We start from the raw sequence: 19487 nt of genomic DNA on the forward strand, positions 1-19487 counted from the left end.
CTCAGTGCTCTCGGGAGATCAGGTGGGTCTGGAGCCGGGCCGTCAGCTCGGCGTCGAAGGCGCGCTGCACGCCGTCGAGCTCCGCGACGGCGACCGCCGAGCGGGTGCTCGAGAGCAGCCAGATGTCGTCGGCCCGGGTGAGCGCTTCGACGCGCACGGGCTCCCGGTGCGTCTCGTGGCCGAGTGCGGCGAGCATCTCGATCGCGCTCGCGAGCGTCGTTCCAGCGAGGATGCCGTCCTCGCTCGGCGGTGAGACGAACCGGTCTCCGAACCGCAGCAGCACCGTCGACGACGGCCCCTCGAGCACGAAGCCGTCGACGCTCGTGAAGATGACGTCGGCGGCACCGCGGCGCGCCGCCTCTCGCAGCACCGACTTGTTGACCGCGTACGACAGCGACTTCGCCCCCTGCAGCAGCCACGGCGAGGTGCGGGTGACGTCGTGCCGGTAGCCGCGGTCGAGCGTGACGACGGCGACGCCCCGTTCGCGCGGCACGGTGAAGTCGTCGGCATCGGCGATGTAGACCCAGCCCACCGGCAGGCCGGTCCCCTCGACGCCGCGGGTCATCACGAACTTGACGAAGCCGTCGGCGGGGCTGTCGTGCGCCGCGATCGCGGCGTGGATGGCATCGCGCCACACGTCGAGCTTCGGCGCGGGCAGGTCGAGCATCGCCGCGGAACGGCGGAACCGCAGCAGGTGATCCTCGATCGCCTGCGGCCGACCGCGGTGCACGCCGAGCGTCTCGAAGATCCCGTCGCCGCGCGTCGCGCTCAGGTCGCGCACGTTCAGCTGCGGCGCGTCGACGTCGGCACGGCGGAACGGGGTCTCCACGACCGGCCCGCCCTCTGCGGCGTCGTCGACCATGATGAGCACGGCAGCGGATGCCCCGGCTCCCGCCGCGGTCGGCGTGTTCCGTGCGGCTGACGCGCGCGGCACGGCATCCGCCACGGCCTCCTCGCGCTCTCCGGAGGAGTCGAATCGACGCTCGAGGTTCTGCTCGATCCAGGCCAGGTCGACGTCGTATCCGATGCCGGGAGCGGTCGGCACGCTCACGACGCCGTCACGGGCGATCACCGCTGGCGTGATCACGTCACGCGCGTAGTACTTGTCGGATCCCGAGACATCCGAGGGGTAGCTGAAGTGCTCGAGCGAGGAGATCGCGAGGTTCGCTGCGCGTCCGATGCCGAACTCGTGCATGCCGCCGCACCAGACCGGGATGCCCTCGGAGCCGGCGAGGTCGTGCGCCGCCTTGGCGACGGTCAGGCCGCCCATGCGGGAGACCTTGATGTTCAGCACCCGGCCGGCGCCGAGCGCGAGCATCGTCTGCAGGTCGTCGAGGCGGACGATGGACTCGTCGAGGCAGACGGGCGTCTCGATGCGCTGCTGCAGGCGGGCGTGACCCACGAAGTCGCCGGGCGCGAAGGGCTGCTCGATCATGCTGAGCGAAGCGGCGTCGAAGCCGGCGAACCGGGTGAGCGTGTCATCGTCGCTCGCGAAGGCGCCGTTCGCGTCGACATGGAGGAGGAGGTCTGGGAACGCACGTCGCACCTCGCGCACGGGATCGAGATCCCAGCCGGGGGCGATCTTGAGCTTCACCCGGCCGTACCCGGCGTCGAGTTGCGCGGCCACCTGCGCGAGCAGTTCGTCGATGGTCGGTTCGATGCCGAGCGAGACGCCGGCCTCGACCTCGGTGCGCGTACCGCCCATCGCATCGGCCAGCGGGATGCCGCTGGAGGTCGCCCAGAGGTCCCACGCAGCCCCGGAGAAGCCCGCCTTCGCGAACTCGTGTCCGCGGATCTTCGCCCAGAGCGTGTCGACCTCGCCCGGGTGCTCCCACTCTGCTTCGAGCACGCGCGGCACGAGGTAGCGGGTCGCGACCGACCACGCGGTCTCCGTAGTCTCGGCCGTGAAGTACGGGTCGCTCGGCGAGGCGATCTCGCCCCACCCGGTTGCGCCGTCGACGTCGGTGAAGCGCACGAGGATGTGCTCGAGCCCGGTCTTGCGATGCGAGCTCGTCTGGAAGCCGTGCACGAGGGGCAGGTTCACCTGGAAGAGTTCGATGCGGGTGACCCTCATGGTGCGTCCTCGTCGTTTCCGTGGTCGAAGTACAGGTCCATCTCGGCGTTGAGCTCGTCGCGGGTCGCCAGCCGTCGACGCGCCCCCTTCGCGCTCGCGGTCGTCAGCGTGCTGAGCAGGTGGCAGACGGCCGCGACGGAGGTCGGCGAGTCGGCGTACGACGCCGAGCCGGTCTGCAGCACGATCAGCGAGGTCGCGAAGGCGGCCAGCGGCGCGTCCTCGCTGTCGGTGAAGACGACGAGCTGGCCCCCTGCCTCGCTGAAGAGTCGGCCGAGCGTGACGGTCTCGCGACGGTAGCGACGCAACGAGAAGAGGATGAGCACGTCGGTCGAGCGGACATCGCTGAGCACGTCGAGCGGGTTCAGCGCGTGCCCGTCGATGAGGTAGACGTTCGGCACGGTCGCCGCGAGATCGGCGTTCAGGAGCGCGGCGTAGGCCGCCGACTTGCCCGCGCCCGCGATGAACTTGCGGCGCGACCCCAGGATGATCGCGGCGGCCTGCGGCACGGCGGCGCTCGCGCGGAGGTGCGCGAAGGTGCTCTCGAGCGACGCCGCCTCGCTCTCCATGACGCGGTCCTGGAGGCCCTCGGCCGAGAGGTTCTTGCGCAGGCGCACGCCGAAGCGAGCCTCGGGCGAGCTCAATGTGCGATTGAGTTCGTGCTCGAACTGCTCGTGCTCGAGCCGCTCGCCGCTGCGATCCAGCATCGTCATCGCTCTCCCCCGCCTGCTGCCGCAGGCACGGCGAGGTACGCAGAGATGTTCGCGTCGACGCGCTTGCAGCTCACGAGCACGAAGCCCTGCTCGTGCAGCTCCAGCATGGTGTCGTGCAGGCGCGCGGTCTCGGCGTCGGGCGCCTCGGCCGCGGCCGTCTCGGGGCCCTGGTCCTCCCCCTTGCCGACCGGGATGACCACCCATCGGCCGGCCCCGTGCGCGATCGGCGCACCCGCTTCGGCACCCGCGAGCGAGGCCGGGGGGTGCTCGCTCCGCATCGACGCGTAGGGATCGGCGCCGGCGGCGAGCGGCCAGTCGACGAGGAGCCGGTCGGAGCCGGGACGCCCGTAGTAGTCGCTCACGAATGCGGCGCTGTGCGCCCCGAGGGTGTCGAAGTTGAAGTGCGCGTTTCGCGCCAGCGCGGGATCGAACGCCCAGCGCATCGTCGAGACGCCGGAGGCGAGCACGACCTCGCGCTGGCGCAGCTTGAGCAGCCTGCCGACGCCGCGGCTCTGGGCGCGTCGTTCGACGACCGCCGCCTGGGAGTAGTGGAAGAGCCCCGACGCGTCCGATCCGAGGAATCCGTAGGCGAAGCCGATGAGCTCGCCCGCGCCGTCGCGCACACCGACCGCCGATCCGCCGTTCCGCACGAGCGCGCTCAGCAGGTTGCTGTTGAGGGCGAGCTCCTCGGACGAGTAGTCGAAGACCCGTCGGTAGAGCGCGCTCGCCTGCCGGAAGTCCTCGTAGCTCGACAGGTCGTGGGTGCTGAGGGATTCGACCCCGTGGTCTCGCGCCTGCTTCTCGGTCACAACGTTCATTATACGATTCATATAATTGTCGAGTCCAGCCGACCGTCCGCGCTTGAATGCGAAATTTGTCGACCATCGCGCGGGTGGGTTGCTAGCATATGGTTCATATCTTCGACAAGGAGCACCATGACGCCAGCAGAGGTCGAGGCGGCGGTGGATGCCGCGTGGCATTCGGTGCCGGGTCGCGTGCAGCAGCTCGTCGCCATCGAGACGCCCTCGTTCGACGCGGCGGCGAGTGCACGCATCGCACAGGTGCTCGCGGGGTGGTTCGAACCACTCGCGAGCGAGCTCCGCACCGTCGTCACCGATGCCGGCACGCACCTCGTCATCGAGGTTCCCGGCACGAGCGATGACGCCCCGATCATGCTGCTCGGCCACTCCGACACCGTGTGGGACCATGGCACACTGCAGAGCACCGTGCCATGGTCGGTCGACGGCGACGTCGTGCGCGGGCCGGGGGTCTTCGACATGAAGAGCGGACTCGTGACGATGCTCACGGCGCTCGAGATCCTGCAGGACCGGCCGAGGCGTCCGGTGCGGATCCTCATCACATGCGACGAGGAGGTCGGGTCCCCGACCTCGCAGGACCTCGTGCGGAGCGAACTCGCCGGAGTCGCGGGCGTCATCGGCTTCGAGTCGCCGCACCCCGACGGGGCCTTCAAGGTCGGTCGCGCGGGCAGCACGCGGGTTCGGCTCGACATCGAGGGACGGGCGGCCCACGCGGCGCTCGATCCCGGGAACGGCGTCTCGGCCATCGATGAGCTCGTCGACCAGCTCCTCGTCGTGCGCGAACTCGTCGCCGAGGCATCCGCGATCTCGCCCGTGCTCTGCAACGTCGGCACCGTCAGCGGCGGCGCGAGGGCGAACGTCGTGCCCGACTCCGCCTCCGCCGAGATCGGACTCCGTTTCGTCGACGGCGAAGCGGAGCGGCACGTGCTCGGCGCACTCGCCCGGCTCGCGCCGATGCGAGCCGGCGCCGTCGTGCGGGCGACGATCCTGACGAGCCGTCCGGCATGGCAGGCGGGCGCCGGCGACGTGGCGCTCCTCGACGAGGTCGGGCGCGCGGCATCCGCCCTCGGACAGTCGGCGGACGGCCGACCCGCTGCCGGCGCCGGCGACACGAACCTCGTCGGCTCCCTCGGCGTCCCGACGATCGACGGCTTCGGCCCCCGCGGCGGCGGCGCCCACGCGGTGACCGAGCACATGCTGCTCTCGTCGCTGCGGGAGCGCATCGAGCTGCTCACCGCGGTGCTCGCGCGCTGAACCCCGCTCACCAGTTGCGCTCCTCGCCGGGGGCGGCCGGCAGCGGCACCTCGGCGGGGCGCATGACGTAGACCACCCCGCCGCTGCCGCCGACGCTGCGCAGCCAGGCCCGCTCGAAGGCCGCTCGCGGATAGCTCCGCCGCACGGCCGCGTTCTCCGGCGCCGCCGGGTCGTTCACGACGACGTCGCCGTTCGCCGCGAATCCCGCGATGACGAGCAGGTGGCCCGCAGTCACATAGCCCGCCTCGGGGAGCTCGTCGCGGGTGAACGACACCGAGGCGATGAGCGGGATGCCGGCGGCGATGAATCGCTCGGCCTCGTCGAGCGAGCGCAACCGGGTGACGAACGCCTCGAGCCCGTGGGCGGCGGCGAACGCCGCGTTGAACGACCAGTTGCCGGTGCCGCCGTAGTCGTGGTCGAAGCACCCGGCCGCCGCCCAGACGACCTGCGGGTCGCCGTTCGGCGCGGCGATGCCGGCGAGGAGGCGGGCGGACGGCAGGCGATCCCAGAAGCCCAGCACCATGGCCGTCGAGGTCGGGGAGCACCAGGCCTCGCCACCGCCCCCGAGTTCGAGGTGGGCGCCGCGGTGCAGCTGCTGTGAGAACCGCGGCACGTCGAGCGCGATGCCACGAGCGCCGGGCGCTTCGGGCGCGTCGAACGTGTCGAACGTGTCGATGCCGCCGCGCCCGCCTGGAGCCGCGCCATCGTCCGGATCCGCGTCGTCGAGCGCCGAGGCCATCGCCCCCAACGTGACGAGCGACGCGTCGGCGTCGCCCGCGTCGCGGGCGAAGGTCGCACGGATCCGGTACGCCATGAAGGCGCGTCCCTCGGCGGCCACGAAGGTGTCGGCGTGCACGGATGCATCGGCGTCGCGCTGCCCGGACACCGTCGTGCGCCGGGCGGCCGCTGCAGCATCGTCGTGCTCCGACCACCGTGCCAGCACGAACCACGCGGTCCACGACCCGTCGGCGCGCCGAGCGCTGAACTCGAGTCGGACCCAGGTGCCCGGCGGGGTGATCGCATGCCACGAGAGGATCGCCTCGGTCGCCGGGAACCCCACCTCGACGGCATCGGAGATCCACCGCGACGACGGTGCCGCCACCGCGACGGACTCGTCCGACCGGGCGGGCCGCAGCCGCCCTGCGTCGTCGACGACGGTGCCCGCATGCGTCCCGCGGGCGAATCCCTCAGCCGAGTGCACCGCGCCGAACTGCACGTGCCGCGCCATCCGTTTCCTCTCTTCAGCCGTGCAGCAGGTGGTCGCGGATGACCGCTCCGGCGTCGCGCATGGTCGCGAGCGCCTCGTCGCGGTGGTCGGAACCCCGCTCCCAGTTCGCGAGCACCGAGTACGCCACGCGACGCTCCGGAGACATCACCACGCCGACGTCGCCACGGACCCGGCTCGTCGTGCCGGTTTTGTTCCACATCCAGATGTCTCGGTCGTAGAAGTAGTGGGCGAGCGGGTCGAGGCCCCACGCCGACGCCACCATCGAGCAGTCCATGCCGGCGCCGAGCCACCGGCGCAGCGTGTCGCAACCGGCTTCGGACAGCACCTCGTTCTTCGCGACGCGCCCGACGAAGTCGGTGAGCTCTCGGGCGCTGCCGGTCGAGAGGTTCGGCGGGAAACCGGTGGGGATCGGCCAGCGCACGATGTCGTCGAGCGAGGAGTCGGTGTAGCCGAGAGCCTCGGTCGACGCGTGCACCGCGTCGAGGCCGACTCGCCGGCACATCGTGTTGGTCGCCGCGTTGTCGCTCACCGCGCCGATGAGGGCGCAGAGGTCGTAGATGCTGAGCGTGTCGGCCTGCAGCAGGTACCAGAGACCCGAGTTGTCCATCCACTCGCTCGGGCGCCGGGTCACCGGCTCGTCGAGGCGCAGCGCTCCGCGCTGCTCCAGTTCGAGCACCGCGTGCAGCAGGAACACCTTGCCGATGCTCGCCGTGTCGAGGGCGAGGTGCTCGCCCTGTTCGAAGAGCACGTCGCCGGAGTCGAGATCGACCGCCTTGGCCGACCAGGTGATGCCGGAGCCTGTCGCGAATTCCATGCCCGCCCCCGTTCCGTCGTCGTTCATACCGGCGCCTCGGCTTCCAGCTCTCGTCCGGCGGCGAAGGCCGAGAGCCCCATGGTCGCCGGGGCGTCCCGCCCCTGCACGACGATCCGGTCGTTCCCCAGGTCCGCGACCGTCGTCGCGAAGGTCCAGAGCCCGCTCGAGCGGTTCAGCACGCCATCGGACCGGAGCGCGTCGAACACCGACGACGCGTCGAGCACGGCGTCGCGCCGCCCGTCGAGGTGCCCGCGCAGGCGGTCGCCTCGCGTGCGGCTCTCGACGAGCGACTCGTCGCTCGGCGCGGGCTGCATGCCGGGCCGCGGCTCGCCGACGAACCGGAGGTGGTTCGTGTGCCAGAGACAGGGCGCCGCCTCCGAGGCGTCCCGGACCACCACGACTCCCGCGGCGTTCTCGATCATGACGGCTCGGCCGCTCTCGCGGTCGCCGACGTTGAACGAGAACCCGCCGGCGCATGGCACCGACATGGCGCGCTCGATCGCCTCACGGCCCGAGTGGCTCCGCTGCGCATGACGGGCGACGAAGTGGCGCCCTGCACCGTTCGTGTCGGGGTCGACGACCGGTAGGTGGTCGAGCCCCCACACGGTGCCCGCCCCGGTCGCGACGAACGAGTTGGCCGGCAGGAAGCCCGGATACCACACGACCGTGACGCTCGGGTCGCCGTCGATCACGAGGGTGACCAGGCAGACATCGGCAGCGGAGTCGCCGGCTCCGTCCTCGTTGTGGCCGACGACGAGGGTGCCGGATGTCGCGAGCGACACGTCGCTGCAACCGGTGCCGTCCCGTCCGAGGTCGCCACGCAGGTTGTAGACCCAGAGGTCGAACGCGGGCACGCCTGCGCCCTCGGCGAGGAGGTCGAGTTCACGCGACTCGACGGGGCAGAGCCGGCGCGTGGACGCCTCGATGCGCCGCATCCGCTCGCCGACGACCTCCTGCTCGACGCGGGTCATGAGGCTCGCCCACTGCGCGTCGGAGCGGGCTCGGATGTCGCGGATGCGCTCGGCGAAGTGCGCACCGAGCTCGCGGAAGACCGTCTCGCGGTCGCCCGCCACGACGACCCAGGGCAGGCCGGAGACGGGAGGATTCTCGTGGACGGTCACGTGCGGATCACTGGGCCGCCGCGAGCACGCCCTCGCGGCCCACGATTTTCGGGGCCGCGGCGAGCAGCTTCTTCGTGTACTCGTGCTGCGGGTCGAGGAGCACGGTCTCGGTCGCACCGCGCTCGACGATCTCGCCGTGGTACATCACGGCGACCGTGTCGGCGATGTTCCAGGCGAGCCCGAGGTCGTGCGTGATGACGAGTGCGGAGAGACCGAGCTCGTCGCGGAGCCGGAGCATGAGCGCGAGGATCTCCCCGCGCGCGGAGGCATCGAGCGAGGCGACGGGCTCATCGGCGATGAGCATCTGCGGAGTCATCGCGAGGGCGCCGGCGATCACGACGCGCTGGCGCTGCCCGCCCGAGAGCTCGTGCGGGATGGCCTCGAAGTAGTGCTCGGGCGGCGTGAGCTCGGCGTTCTCGAGGCTCACGGCGACCCGCTCGCGCTCGTCGCCGGGGAAGCGCTGGATCCGCAGCCCTTCCGCCACCGATTCGTAGACGCTGAGCTTCGGGTTCAGCGCCGCCGACGGGTCCTGCAGGATGAGCTGCACCTGACGACGGAACTCGCGGAGCCGCTTCGTCGAGCGCCCGAGGGGCTTGCCGCGGAAGAGCACCTGCCCGCCGTGGTCGGGCGCCTCGAGACCGAGGAGCGTGCGGGCGAGCGTGGTCTTGCCCGATCCGGACTGGCCGACGAGCGCCACGATCTCGCCGCGACGGCACGAGAGGTCGACCCCTCGCACGGCTCGAACGGTCTTGCCGCGGGAACGGAACGTCACGCTGAGGTTGCGCGCCTCGAGCAGCACCTCGTCGGTCGCCCCCGCGCCACCCTTCGTCGGCTCGTGCACGGGTGCCGAGGCATCCGCTGCGCCGATCGCGTCGATCGAGCCCGTCACGACCGACTCGGTGCGCCGCGTGACCGGCTTCAGCCGCGAGGCCGGGTCGCCGATCGTCGGGAAGGCGTCGGCGAGCTGCTTCGTATAGGCCTCGCGCGGCTCGGTGCAGACCTGCTGCGATTCGCCGACCTCGACGAGCTCGCCGTTCCGCATCACGGCGATGCGCTCGCACGCGGTGGCGAGCACCGACAGGTCGTGGCTGATCATCAGGAGCGAGATGCCCCGACGGGTCACGAGGTCCTTCACGACCTCGAGGATCTGGCCCTGCACGATGACGTCGAGTGCGGTGGTCGGTTCGTCGGCGACGATAATGTCGGGCTCGCACGCGAGCGCCATCGCGATCATGATGCGCTGCTTCTGGCCGCCCGAGAGCTCGTGCGGATAGGCGGCCGCCTTCGCGATCGGCAGGTCGACCTGGTTCATCAGCTCCGCGAGGCGCGCCTTGCGGGCCTCGGCGGTGCGCCAGCCGTCCTTCACGTGCAGCTCGAGGGCCTCGATGATCTGCTGGCCGACGGTGCGCACGGGGTTGAGCGAGTGCATCGCCCCCTGGAAGACGATCGCGACCTCCGACCAGCGCAGGGCGCGCAGCTCTCCGAAGCTCAGCTCGGCGACGCTGCGGTCGCCGACGCGCACCTGGCCGTCGATCACGGCGTTGTCGGGCAGCAGCCGCAGCGCGCTCATCGCGAGCGTCGACTTGCCGGAGCCCGACTCGCCGGCGATGCCGAGTGTGCCGCCGGCCGGCAGCGAGAGACTCACGTTGCGCACGGCGGCGATGTCGCCGCGGCCTCGCGCTGCTGCAGTGCGGTACGTGATGGAAACGTCGTCGAAAACGAGATCCGGCATGCTCAACGGCTCCTCAGGGTGGGGTTCACGATGGCTTCGAACGCACGCCCGACGAGGGTGAATGCGAGCACCACGAGCACGATCGCGAGACCGGGGATGACGACGTACCACCAGTAGCCGCTCGTCGCGGCCGAGACGTCCATCGAGTCCTTCAGGATCGTGCCCCATGACTGCTGGGTGGGATCGCCGAGGCCGAGGAAGGCGAGCGTCGATTCGGCGATGATCGCCGAGCCGACGGTGAGCGTCGTGTTGGCGAGCACGAGCGGCAGCACGGCGGGGAAGAGGTGCTTGCCGATGATGTGCCAGTGCCCCGCGCCGAGCACCTGGGAGCGCTCGACGTAGGGACGGGCCTCGACCGCGAGCGTCTGGGCTCTCACGAGTCGGGCGGTGGCCGCCCACGACGTCACGCCGATGGCGATCACGATCGTAAGCACGCCCCGGCTCAGCACCGATGACAGCACGATGGCGAGCACGAGCGAGGGCAGCACGAGGAAGAAGTCGACGAATCGCATGATGATGCCGCCGGTGACCCCGGTGAAGTGGCCGGCGGCCATGCCCACGAGGGTGCCGATGACCATCGACATCGCCGTGGCGGCGACGCCGACGAGGAGCGAGGTGCGAGCACCCCAGATCATGCGCACCCACAGTTCGCGACCCTGGTGGTCGGTGCCCATCGGGTGCTCCCACGACGGCGGCGCGAAGCGCGGCTGGTCGGTGAGCTGGGTGACGTCGAGCAGCGAGCGGTCGGCGATGACCGGGGCGAGGATCGCGAGGAGGATCACGACGCCGAGGAAGACCAGCCCCGACATGCCCGAGGCGCTCGACCGGAACTCGCGCCACAGCTTCGCGGCGGACGCTCGGCGCCGGCGGCTCGCGACCTGCCGGGTCGTCATCTGGGCGACGGGCCGCGCCTGTTCGGTGGTGCTCATGCGCGCCTCACTCTCGGGTCGAGCTGCCGATAGATGAGGTCGGCGATGAGATTCATGACGATGATGATCGTCGAGAAGACGACGAAGGTGCCCTGCAGCAGGGGCATGTCGGGGCCGCTGATGGCCTCGTAGGTGAGCTTGCCGAGACCGGGCCAGGAGAAGACCGTCTCGACCGTGACGGCGCCGGCCACGAGACCGCCGATGTGCATGAAGACGAGGGTGACCGTGGGCAGCAGCGCGTTCGGCACCGCGTGCCGGCGACGCACGAGGTCGTCGCGCAGGCCCTTGGCGCGCGCGGTCGTCAGGTAGTCGGACGACTTCTCCTCGAGGAGCGACGCGCGCATGACCATGAGGTATTGGGCGAAGACCACCGCGACCATCGTGACCACGGGGAGCACCATGTGGCGGGCGACGTCGACGACGTAGGCGAAGGTGCCCGGCTCGACGCCGGGGCTGACCATGCCGCCCGTCGGGAACCAGCGCAGGGTGCCGCCGAAGATCATGAGCAGGATCAGCGCGAGCCAGAACGTCGGCACCGACCACAGCGTGAGCGAGGTGCCGGTCGCGATCTTGTCGAAGAGCGAGCCGTTCCGCCAGGCGGCGCGCTGGCCGAGCCAGAGCCCGAGCGCGATCGCGATGATCGCAGAGGTACCGGTGAGGAGGAGGGTCGGGCCGAGGTACTGCCCGATGAGCTCGCTCACCGGGGTGCGGTACACGTAGCTCTCGCCGAGGTTGCCGGTGAAGATGTTGACGAGGTAGTCGAGGAACTGCTGGGTGACGGGCTTGTCGAGGCCGTACTGCCGACGGAGCTCCGCGATCTGCTCCGGGCTCATCGGTCGTTCCTGCGCGATGCGCCGCACGGGGTCGCCCGGCAGCACCCGGAAGGCGAAGAAGCCGAGCAGCACGACCATGACGAGGCTGATGAGCGCCCCGCCGAGCTTGGTGCCGAAGTAGCTCAGGAACGACGAACGTGTCGGCGACTCCTCAGCGAGCTTCTCGTCGTGCACCTCCGCGTTCACGGGGGTGATCGTGTCTGTCATTGCGCTCCGTCCTCCTTCTTCCTGCGCCGACCGGGATGCCCGGTCGGGTCCCGCGGATCGCGGCACCCGACCGGGCAGTGCGTCGAACGCTACTCGCGGTCGCCCGCGGTCTTGCGGCGTCGCACGATCACGATCGCGACGACACCGGCGGCGACCACGAGCACCCCGAGGCCGATCCAGAGGCCGGCGCCCGGACCGGAGTCGCCCGTCGAGGACGAGGCCTCGTCGGAGACGGGCTCCACCGTGTAGTAGCCCCAGTAGCCGGCCTGGTTCGCGATGATGCCGTTGTCAGCGGGCTGCGTGGTGAAGCCCGTGAAGCGGTCGGAGCGGTAGGCCTCGAGCGACTGGCCGTACCAGAGGTTGATCTGCGCGACGTCCTCGTAGTTCATGCGCAGCATGTCGTGCACGAGCTCGGCGCGCTTGGCCTCGTCGAGCTCCGAGTGCTGCTCGGCGTAGAGGGCGTCGAACTCGGGGTTGCAGTAGCCGTCCTGGCTCGTGGCGCCGTTGCCCTCGGCGTCGGGCCGCGAGGAGCACAGGTTGATGCCGAGCTGGTAGTCGGGGTCGGGGTTGACGCTCCACCCGGAGAAGTAGAGGTCGTAGTCGCTGACGGCCGTACGGTCCGAGATCGTGTCGCTGTCGGTGGTCTCGAGCTTCAGCTCGATGCCGATGTCCGCCATCCAGGGCACGAGATACTCGGACGCCGACATCTCGACGATGTCCTCGGCGTCGGCGAGCAGGCGGACCGAGAGCCGGTTGCCGTCCTTCTCGCGGATGCCGTCGGCGCCGGCGACCCAGCCGGCCTCATCGAGCTTGGCCATGGCCGCGTCGGGGTCGAACGAGACGATGGCGGCGTCGTCGTCGGGCAGGTGCCACTTCTCGAACGCGATCGGGATGAAGCTCGTCGCGAGAGCGCCGTATCCGCCGAGCACGTTCTTCAGCAGCGACTCCTGGTCGATGCCGAGACGAATCGCCTCGCGCACCGCCAGATCCTTCAGGACGGGGCTGCCCGTGCCGTACGGGACGCCCTCGGGCGTCTCAGCTCCGGCGTTCACGCTGATCGAGGTGAAGCGTCGGCCGGTACCGGCGTGGGTCGTGATGCCCTCTTCGCCCTCGAGTGCTCCCATCTGGGTGTCGGTGAGCCCCGTGACGAGGTCGACCTCGCCGGCCCGCAGCGCCTGGATCTGCGCATCGGAGTTCGTGTAGTAGATGTACTGGATGCCGTCGATCTTCGGCGCACCCCGCCAGAAGTTCGGGTTCGCCTTCAGCGAGATCGACTGGTTCGCCGAGTAGCTCTCGAGCGTGTACGGCCCGGACCCGACGACGTCGGCGTCGTTCATGAAGGTCGTGGGGTCGTCGACCTCCGACCAGATGTGCTCGGGGACCACGGGGATCTCCGTGCCGGGGTTCGGCGCCTGCGGCGTCTTGAGGTTGATGACGACGGTGAGGTCGTCGGGCGTCTCGACGCTCTCGAAGTTCGCCACGAGGTTGCCGTTGGCGGTGCCGAGCATCGGGTCGTTCATCATCGACTCGTACGTGTACTTGACGTCGGCCGAGGTGATGGGCTCGTCGTCGGACCACTTCATGCCCTCGTGCAGCGTGAAGGTCCAGGTCATGCCGTCGGGGCTCGCCTCCCACTTCTCCGCGAGGCCCTCGGTCGGCGAACCGTCTTCGGCATCGTTCTGCACGAGGCTCTCGTAGACGTAGCGGATGATGTTCGTCGGCGTCAGGTAGATCGAGATGAACGGGTTGAAGGTGTCGACGAAGCCGGCGGTCGCGATGCGGAGGGTCTTCGCGTCGGCGCTCGCCGACGCTGCGGGGCTCGCCTCGGCGACGACCGGTGCCGCGAACGAGGTCGCGGCCGGGCCGATCGCGAGACACGCCGCGAGGGAAACGGCGACGGCGGTGGACAACCCTCGTCGCGCCGCTCCGTTTCTGGGGGCTGATGTAGCACGCATACGTTTCATATTCCTTCGCTGATGGAGTCGGACATGTGATGCAGAACTCGGATCTCTAGCAAGAGAACATGATGAGGAGATGAATAGTCAACAACGAAGATACGATTCGTATCGGAATTTACCGAACGGCAACAATCCGCATGATCCCTTCTGGGCACGGCGAAAATCCGAGAGATAGGCGCTCTCATCGGAAAATTGCCACACGGATGGCATCACAATCAACCCGGAGCACATCTGCCGCGCATCGCGGAGGGGGTCGCTCGATCCTCAGGTCGGTCGAGCCGGGCTCCATTGCTCCAGGCTGAACATCTGAACCCTATCTCATGCATCGGGCGAGACGAACCGTGCACGAGGACCGTGGGGTCGCGCGCACTATCGTGGAGCGCATGAGCGAGCCGACCTCGACACCACGTCTCGACAACGACATCGACCTGCGCATCGTCACGGCGCTCGCCGCCGACGGCCGGACGACGCTCGCGACCCTGTCGACGCTCACGGGGCTCTCGACCTCCGCGGTGCAGTCGCGGGTGCAGCGGCTCGAGCAGCGCGGCGCGATCACCGGCTACCGCGCCCTCATCGACCCCGGGGCCGTCGGGCTCCCGGTGTCGGCCTTCCTCGAGATCACCGTCCTCGACCCCGCCGCGGTCTTCGACCTCGGCGCACGACTCGGTTCCCACCCCGAGATCGAGTCCTGCTACGCGATCTCGGGCGATGCCGGCCACCTCGCCGTCGCCCGCGTGGCGACGACCGCCGACCTCGCCGCGCTCCTCGTGCGCCTGCGCACCTCGCTTCCCGCACAGGTTCGCGCGACGATCGTGCTGAGCACGCTCTTCGAGGCCCGCCCGCTCCCCGCCCCGGCCTGAGCGCGCCGGCTCGACCCCGGCTGCCGCCTGATCCCGTCCGGCCTCCCCCTCATGGTGGAGGCGCACCTGCGCAGGCGTCCGAGAACCCGCCGCACGACGGATGCCGCGAGCCCGCGACATCCGTAGCGTGAGGGCATGCTCGAACTCCACGACGTCACCAAGCGCTACGGCGAGCGCCTCGCCCTCGACCACGTGAGCTTCACCGTCGGCGACGGCCGGCTCACCGGATTCGTCGGCGGCAACGGCGCCGGCAAGACCACGACGATGCGCATCGTCCTCGGCGTGCTCGCCTCCGACGGCGGCACCGTCACTCTCGATGGCGAGGCCCTGACGAGCGCCGACCGGCGCCGCTTCGGCTACATGCCCGAGGAGCGCGGGCTCTACCCCAAGATGCGCGTGCTCGAGCAGACCGTCTACCTGGCACGGCTGCACGGCTGGAGCGCGGCCGCCGCGCACCGCAACGCGCTCGAGCTGCTCGAGCGCCTCGGCCTCGGCGAGCGCACGAACGACACCATCGAGTCGCTCTCGCTCGGCAACCAGCAGCGGGCGCAGATCGCGGCGGCGCTCGTGCACCGCCCCGAGGTGCTCGTGCTCGACGAGCCGTTCTCCGGCCTCGACCCGATGGCCGTCGAGACGGTGCAGGGCGTGCTGGCGGATGCCGCGGCATCCGGTGCTCCCGTGCTCTTCTCCTCGCACCAGCTCGACATCGTCGAGCGCCTCTGCGACGACCTCGTCATCATCGCCGGCGGGCGCATCGCCGCGGCCGGCAGCGGCGACGCGCTGCGCACCGAGCACGGCTCCGAGCGGTGGGAGCTGCTCACCTCCGGAGACGCCGGCTGGCTGCGGCAGCAGCCCGGCATCCGGGTCGCCGACTTCGACGGCGGCTGGGCCGTCTTCGAGGCCGAGACGGATGCCGCCCGGCAGGCCGCCCTCGCCGAGGCGGTCGCCCGGGGCGACGTCATCAGCTTCACCCGCGAGCACACCACGCTCGCCCAGATCTTCAAGGAGGTCGTGCTGTGAGCCTCGACACGAGCACATCGCGCACCGTCGACCGGGCGGGCGGCGAGCGCCGCACACCGAGCTTCGTCGACAACGTCACCCTCATCGCGGGCCGCGAGATCACGATGCGCATGCGCAGCAAGGCGTTCCTCATCTCGACCGGCGTGCTCATGCTCGCCGTGCTCGCCTCGGTCCTGCTCGGCGGCATCCTCGGATCCCAGTCCGAGCTGCCGAAGGTGGCCGTGGTCGGCGGGGCAACGGAGGTCGTCGCGGGCAACCCGGCCCTCGAGGCGGTGCCCGTCGCCGATCAGGACGCCGCGGTGCAGCTGCTGCGCGACGGCGACGTCGAGGCGATCGTGGCCCCCGCGGCATCCGAACCGCTCGGCATCATCGTCTTCGGCCTCGAGTCGGCACCGAACTCGGTCGTCTCGGCCCTCTCGGTGAGCCCGACGGTCGAACTGCTCGACCCGGCGGCGGTCGACCCCATGCTCGCCTACTTCGTGGCCTTCGGCTTCGGCATCGTGTTTCTCATGTCGGCGCTCACCTTCGGCACGACGATCTCGCAGTCCGTCGTCGAAGAGAAGCAGACGCGGGTCGTCGAGATCCTGCTGTCGACCGTGTCGGCGCGGGCGTTGCTCACTGGCAAGGTGATCGGCAACAGCGTGCTCGCGTTCGGGCAGATCCTCGCGATCGCGGTGCTCGCGATCCTCGGGCTCATGCTCACCGGGCAGCGCGTGCTGCTCGGCGGTCTCGGCAGCTCGGTCGTGTGGTTCATCGTGTTCTTCGCGATCGGCTTCGTCATGCTCGCCGCCCTCTTCGCGGCGAGCGCGGCGCTCGTCTCGCGCGCCGAGGACATCGGCACGGTCACGACGCCCGTGACGATGCTCGTGATGATCCCGTACTTCCTCGTCATCTTCTTCAACGACAACCCGACCGTGCTCGCGATCATGAGCTACGTGCCGTTCTCGGCACCCATCGGAATGCCGATGCGGGTCTTCCTCGGCAGCGCCGAGTGGTGGGAGCCGTTCGTCTCGCTCGCGATCCTGCTGGCCACGGCGGCGCTCGCGGTCGTGATCGGCGAGCGGATCTACCGCAACTCGCTGCTGAAGACCGGCGCCCGCGTGCCGTGGGGCGAGGCGCTGAAGGGCTGAGTCACGGCTGAGTCGAATGAGCGGATGCCGCGGGCGCACGTCGCCCGCGGCATCCGCTCGTTCTGCGGCGAGACGCGTGAGCATGCCCGGCAGTGCGAGGATGGTTCAGTGACTGAACAGCTCCACGACACCACCGTCCGCGGCTTCGCCTCCGACAACTACTCGGGTGTGCACCCCGAGGTGCTCGCGGCGATCGCCGCAGCCAACGACGGCCACCAGGTCGCCTACGGCGAAGACGTCTACACCGAGCGCCTGCAGCAGGTCTTCGCACGGCACTTCGGCGAGGGCATCGAGGCGTTCCCCGTCTTCAACGGCACGGGCGCGAACGTCACGGGCCTGCAGTCGATGCTGCCTCGCTGGGGCGCCGTGATCTCGGCGAGCACCGCGCACATCAACTCGGACGAGGGCGGCGCCCCCGAGCGCGTCGGCGGCATGAAGCTGCTCACCGTGCCCGCAGCCGACGGCAAGCTCACGACCGAACTCATCGACCGCGAGGCCTGGGGCTGGGGCGACGAGCACCGCGCCCAGCCGCTCGTCGTGTCGATCACGCAGACCACCGAGCTCGGCACGGCGTACACCGCCGACGAGGTGCGCGCGATCGCCGACCACGTGCACGAGCGCGACATGATGCTCCACATGGACGGCGCACGCCTCTCGAACGCTGCGGCCTCGCTCGACCTCCCGCTCCGCGCCTTCACGCGCGACGCCGGCGTCGACGTCGTCAGCGTCGGCGGCACCAAGAACGGCGCGCTCGGCGCCGAGGCGATCGTGGTGCTGAACCCCGAGGCATCCGTGGGCCTGAAGTACCTGCGCAAGCTCAACATGCAGCTCGCCTCGAAGATGCGCTTCACCTCGGCGCAGCTCATCGCGCTCTACGAGGGCGACCTCTGGCTCGAGAGCGCGCGCCACGCGAACGGGATGGCCCGGCGCCTGCGCGACGCACTCGACGCCGGCATCGCGGCCGGCGAGCTGCCCGGACTCTGCTTCACGCAGGAGACCCAGTCGAACGGCGTCTTCGCGACGCTGCCGGCGGGCGTCGCCGACCGGCTGCGCGAGCGATTCCGCTTCTACGACTGGGATGCCGCGCGCGGCGAGGTGCGCTGGATGTGCTCGTTCGACACGAGCGAGGCCGACATCGACGCGTTCGTCGCGGGCATCCGCGAGGAGCTCGCCGCGGCATAGCGCGGATCGGGTCGCGCCGGGCACTCGCCCGGCCGGCGGGCACTCGCCCGGGTCGCCCGGGCGGCGGGCACTCGCCCGGACCTACTCGGGCGCGAGCACCTCGGTGTCGCGGTTGAGCGAGCGCTTCTGGAAGTAGTCGCGCGAGCCCGGAAACAGCGCCCAGACGAACATCAGCACGACGCCGAGCAGGAGCGAGCCGATGCCGACGATGAAGGCGCCGCCGACGCCGGCGAGCTGCGAGTAGCCGTAGTCGGGGTCGAGCATGTCGATCGCCGACTGCACGAACGCCCACGCCATGAACAATCCGCCGAGCAGCGGGAAGACGAGACGGTAGAACACGTTCCGCCGGCTGGCGAAGAGGGTACTGCGGAAGTACCAGACGCACGCGAAGCTCGCGATGGCGTAGAAGAAGGCGATGGCGAGGCCCATCGAGAGCAGCGAGTCGGCGAGCACATCGGTCGAGACGAGGTTCATCCCCGCGTAGTAGACGATCGCGATGACGCCGACGAGGGTCGTCGAGAAGGTCGGCGTCTTCGACGCCTCGCTCACCTTCGCGAAGCGGGCGGGCAGCGCCTGGTAGACGCCCATGGCGAAGGTGCCGCGGGCGGTCGGGAGGATCGTGGTCTGCGAGGAGGAGAGCGCCGAGATCGCGACCGCGATCACGAGGAACCAACCCATCGGCCCCATCGCCATCGCGGCGAGACCCGAGAACACGTCGTCGGCGTTCGCCTCGTTCGCGAGGCCCGTGCCGGTGTCGCCGAGGCCGGCGTACATCATCGCGACGACGGTGATGCCGACGTACGTGATCAGCAGGATCACCGTGGTGAGCGTGGCTGCGCGACCCGGAGTGCGACGCGGGTCCTTGGTCTCCTCGGTCAGGGCGAGGCAGGTGTCCCAGCCCCAGTAGATGAAGAGCGCGAGCAGGATCGCCTGCACCATGCCGGTGCCGTCGGCGAGGAACGGGTTGAACCAGTCGAGCGACACCGGAGTCGCGTCGGGGGCGTTGCCGCTGAAGTAGCCGATGAGGCATCCGACGACGAACGCGGCCATCGCGAGGTACTGGATCACGAGGAGCACCTGCTGCATGCGCTCGCCGATCTCGACACCGCGCAGGGAGACCCACGTCATGGCGGCGATGATGAGGCATCCGAACGCCGTCACGATGACGCGGTCCTCGGCGAGCGAGCCGTCGCCGATGAGGCTGAGCAGGTACACCGAGGCGATCTCGGCGAGGTTGGCCATGACGAGCACGCCGGCGACGGCGATGCTCCAGCCGGCCATCCATCCGGTGCGCGGGCCGAAGGCCTTCGCCGCCCAGGTGAACACGGTGCCGCAGTCGGGCACGTCGTTGTTGAGCTCACGGTAGGCGAAGGCCGTGAACAGCATCGGCACGAAGGCCAGGATGAACGCGACGGGCGCCTGGGCGCCCACGGCGAGGATCACGTAGCCGAGGGTCGCGGCGAGCGAGAACAGGGGCGCGGTCGAGGCGATGCCGATGACGGTCGAGCCCCAGAGTCCGAGCTTGCCGATCGCGAGGCCCTTCGTGGGCGCGGGATCGGTGGCGTGTGCGGCGCCGGCCGTTGGAGTGCTCATCAGGTACCTTCTCGCCCTCGAGTG

The 19487-nt window shown here is 70.1% G+C and carries 16 protein-coding genes; 5 read left to right on the plus strand and 11 right to left on the minus strand.

The window, feature by feature from the left end; all coding sequences use genetic code 11:
• Nucleotide 1: 1 nt before the first annotated feature.
• Genes menC through ASE14_RS10925 form a run of 3 tightly spaced genes read right to left on the minus strand, consistent with a single transcriptional unit; the run spans nt 2 to nt 3593 of the window.
• Nucleotides 2-2074, minus strand: a complete 2073-nt coding sequence (menC, locus tag ASE14_RS21215) for an o-succinylbenzoate synthase (protein ID WP_082600546.1) — start codon at nt 2072-2074, stop codon at nt 2-4.
• Entirely contained in the window at nt 2071-2784 is a 714-nt protein-coding gene (locus ASE14_RS10920) for a MurR/RpiR family transcriptional regulator (RefSeq protein ID WP_235511229.1), read from the minus strand. The genes menC and ASE14_RS10920 overlap by 4 nt, the downstream gene beginning before the upstream one ends.
• Nucleotides 2781-3593: a hypothetical protein gene (locus tag ASE14_RS10925; protein WP_157372941.1), complete on the minus strand. Its 813-nt coding sequence runs from the start codon at nt 3591-3593 to the stop codon at nt 2781-2783. Before ASE14_RS10925 ends, ASE14_RS10920 begins: the two co-directional genes overlap by 4 nt.
• Nucleotides 3594-3719: 126 nt before the next feature.
• On the opposite strand from ASE14_RS10925, the gene ASE14_RS10930 reads away from it, so the two are divergent.
• Nucleotides 3720-4856 (plus strand): M20/M25/M40 family metallo-hydrolase, encoded by a 1137-nt coding sequence (locus ASE14_RS10930; protein WP_056654609.1) that lies wholly within the window; start codon nt 3720-3722, stop codon nt 4854-4856.
• 7 nt (nt 4857-4863) lie between these two features.
• Here the strand turns inward: ASE14_RS10930 and ASE14_RS10935 are convergent, their stop codons facing one another.
• The 7 genes from ASE14_RS10935 to ASE14_RS10965 all read right to left on the minus strand — a co-directional run bounded on the left by ASE14_RS10935 (nt 4864) and on the right by ASE14_RS10965 (nt 13630).
• The gene (locus tag ASE14_RS10935) at nt 4864-6084 is read right to left on the minus strand and encodes a peptidase C39 family protein (RefSeq protein WP_056654610.1); all 1221 of its coding nucleotides are present in this window, start codon (nt 6082-6084) and stop codon (nt 4864-4866) included.
• A 13-nt stretch (nt 6085-6097) separates the two neighbouring features.
• Nucleotides 6098-6925 (minus strand): serine hydrolase, encoded by an 828-nt coding sequence (locus ASE14_RS10940; RefSeq protein ID WP_235511231.1) that lies wholly within the window; start codon nt 6923-6925, stop codon nt 6098-6100.
• On the minus strand, nt 6922-8019 hold the full coding sequence (locus ASE14_RS10945) for a C45 family peptidase (RefSeq protein WP_056654611.1): 1098 nt from the start codon (nt 8017-8019) through the stop codon (nt 6922-6924). The genes ASE14_RS10940 and ASE14_RS10945 overlap by 4 nt, the downstream gene beginning before the upstream one ends.
• A 7-nt stretch (nt 8020-8026) precedes the next feature.
• Nucleotides 8027-9751 carry an ABC transporter ATP-binding protein gene (locus ASE14_RS10950; RefSeq protein ID WP_056654612.1) on the minus strand — a complete coding sequence of 575 codons (1725 nt, stop codon included), beginning with the start codon at nt 9749-9751 and terminating at the stop codon, nt 8027-8029.
• Nucleotides 9752-9753: 2 nt separating this feature from the next.
• The gene (locus ASE14_RS10955; protein WP_235511234.1) at nt 9754-10680 is read right to left on the minus strand and encodes an ABC transporter permease; all 927 of its coding nucleotides are present in this window, start codon (nt 10678-10680) and stop codon (nt 9754-9756) included.
• Nucleotides 10677-11720: an ABC transporter permease gene (locus ASE14_RS10960; protein WP_082600548.1), complete on the minus strand. Its 1044-nt coding sequence runs from the start codon at nt 11718-11720 to the stop codon at nt 10677-10679. The genes ASE14_RS10955 and ASE14_RS10960 overlap by 4 nt, the downstream gene beginning before the upstream one ends.
• 89 nt (nt 11721-11809) lie before the next feature.
• Nucleotides 11810-13630 carry an ABC transporter substrate-binding protein gene (locus tag ASE14_RS10965; RefSeq protein WP_235511239.1) on the minus strand — a complete coding sequence of 607 codons (1821 nt, stop codon included), beginning with the start codon at nt 13628-13630 and terminating at the stop codon, nt 11810-11812.
• A 431-nt stretch (nt 13631-14061) separates the two neighbouring features.
• Between ASE14_RS10965 and ASE14_RS10970 the strand changes: the two genes are divergently transcribed.
• From ASE14_RS10970 to ASE14_RS10985, 4 genes are all read left to right on the plus strand, one after another.
• A complete protein-coding gene (locus ASE14_RS10970; protein ID WP_056656226.1) occupies nt 14062-14538 on the plus strand; it encodes an Lrp/AsnC family transcriptional regulator in 477 nt (158 codons plus the stop codon).
• Between the two features lie 135 nt (nt 14539-14673).
• Nucleotides 14674-15558: an ABC transporter ATP-binding protein gene (locus tag ASE14_RS10975; RefSeq protein ID WP_056654613.1), complete on the plus strand. Its 885-nt coding sequence runs from the start codon at nt 14674-14676 to the stop codon at nt 15556-15558.
• A 104-nt stretch (nt 15559-15662) separates the two neighbouring features.
• Complete coding sequence (locus ASE14_RS10980; protein WP_369816496.1) at nt 15663-16688, plus strand: ABC transporter permease; 1026 nt, start codon at nt 15663-15665, stop codon at nt 16686-16688.
• Nucleotides 16689-16796: 108 nt separating this feature from the next.
• Nucleotides 16797-17870 carry a low specificity L-threonine aldolase gene (locus tag ASE14_RS10985; RefSeq protein ID WP_056656229.1) on the plus strand — a complete coding sequence of 358 codons (1074 nt, stop codon included), beginning with the start codon at nt 16797-16799 and terminating at the stop codon, nt 17868-17870.
• 81 nt (nt 17871-17951) lie between these two features.
• Here ASE14_RS10985 and ASE14_RS10990 read toward each other — a convergent pair whose 3' ends face one another.
• A complete protein-coding gene (locus tag ASE14_RS10990) occupies nt 17952-19463 on the minus strand; it encodes an APC family permease (protein WP_056654615.1) in 1512 nt (503 codons plus the stop codon).
• Nucleotides 19464-19487 lie beyond the last annotated feature (24 nt).

The organism is Agromyces sp. Root81, assembly GCF_001429165.1.
In the GTDB taxonomy this organism is placed as follows: Bacteria; Actinomycetota; Actinomycetes; order Actinomycetales; family Microbacteriaceae; genus Agromyces.

Excerpts from the sequence above, each read along its gene's own strand:
- menC (WP_082600546.1), bottom strand. The coding sequence starts at position 2,074 with ATGAGGGTCACCCGCATCGAACTCTTCCAGGTGAACCTGCCCCTCGTG.
- ASE14_RS10920 (WP_235511229.1), bottom strand. The coding sequence starts at position 2,784 with ATGACGATGCTGGATCGCAGCGGCGAGCGGCTCGAGCACGAGCAGTTC.
- ASE14_RS10930 (WP_056654609.1), top strand. The coding sequence starts at position 3,720 with ATGACGCCAGCAGAGGTCGAGGCGGCGGTGGATGCCGCGTGGCATTCG.
- ASE14_RS10935 (WP_056654610.1), bottom strand. The coding sequence starts at position 6,084 with ATGGCGCGGCACGTGCAGTTCGGCGCGGTGCACTCGGCTGAGGGATTC.
- ASE14_RS10940 (WP_235511231.1), bottom strand. The coding sequence starts at position 6,925 with ATGAACGACGACGGAACGGGGGCGGGCATGGAATTCGCGACAGGCTCC.
- ASE14_RS10950 (WP_056654612.1), bottom strand. The coding sequence starts at position 9,751 with ATGCCGGATCTCGTTTTCGACGACGTTTCCATCACGTACCGCACTGCA.
- ASE14_RS10955 (WP_235511234.1), bottom strand. The coding sequence starts at position 10,680 with ATGAGCACCACCGAACAGGCGCGGCCCGTCGCCCAGATGACGACCCGG.
- ASE14_RS10960 (WP_082600548.1), bottom strand. The coding sequence starts at position 11,720 with ATGACAGACACGATCACCCCCGTGAACGCGGAGGTGCACGACGAGAAG.
- ASE14_RS10970 (WP_056656226.1), top strand. The coding sequence starts at position 14,062 with ATGAGCGAGCCGACCTCGACACCACGTCTCGACAACGACATCGACCTG.
- ASE14_RS10975 (WP_056654613.1), top strand. The coding sequence starts at position 14,674 with ATGCTCGAACTCCACGACGTCACCAAGCGCTACGGCGAGCGCCTCGCC.
- ASE14_RS10980 (WP_369816496.1), top strand. The coding sequence starts at position 15,663 with ATGCGCATGCGCAGCAAGGCGTTCCTCATCTCGACCGGCGTGCTCATG.
- ASE14_RS10990 (WP_056654615.1), bottom strand. The coding sequence starts at position 19,463 with ATGAGCACTCCAACGGCCGGCGCCGCACACGCCACCGATCCCGCGCCC.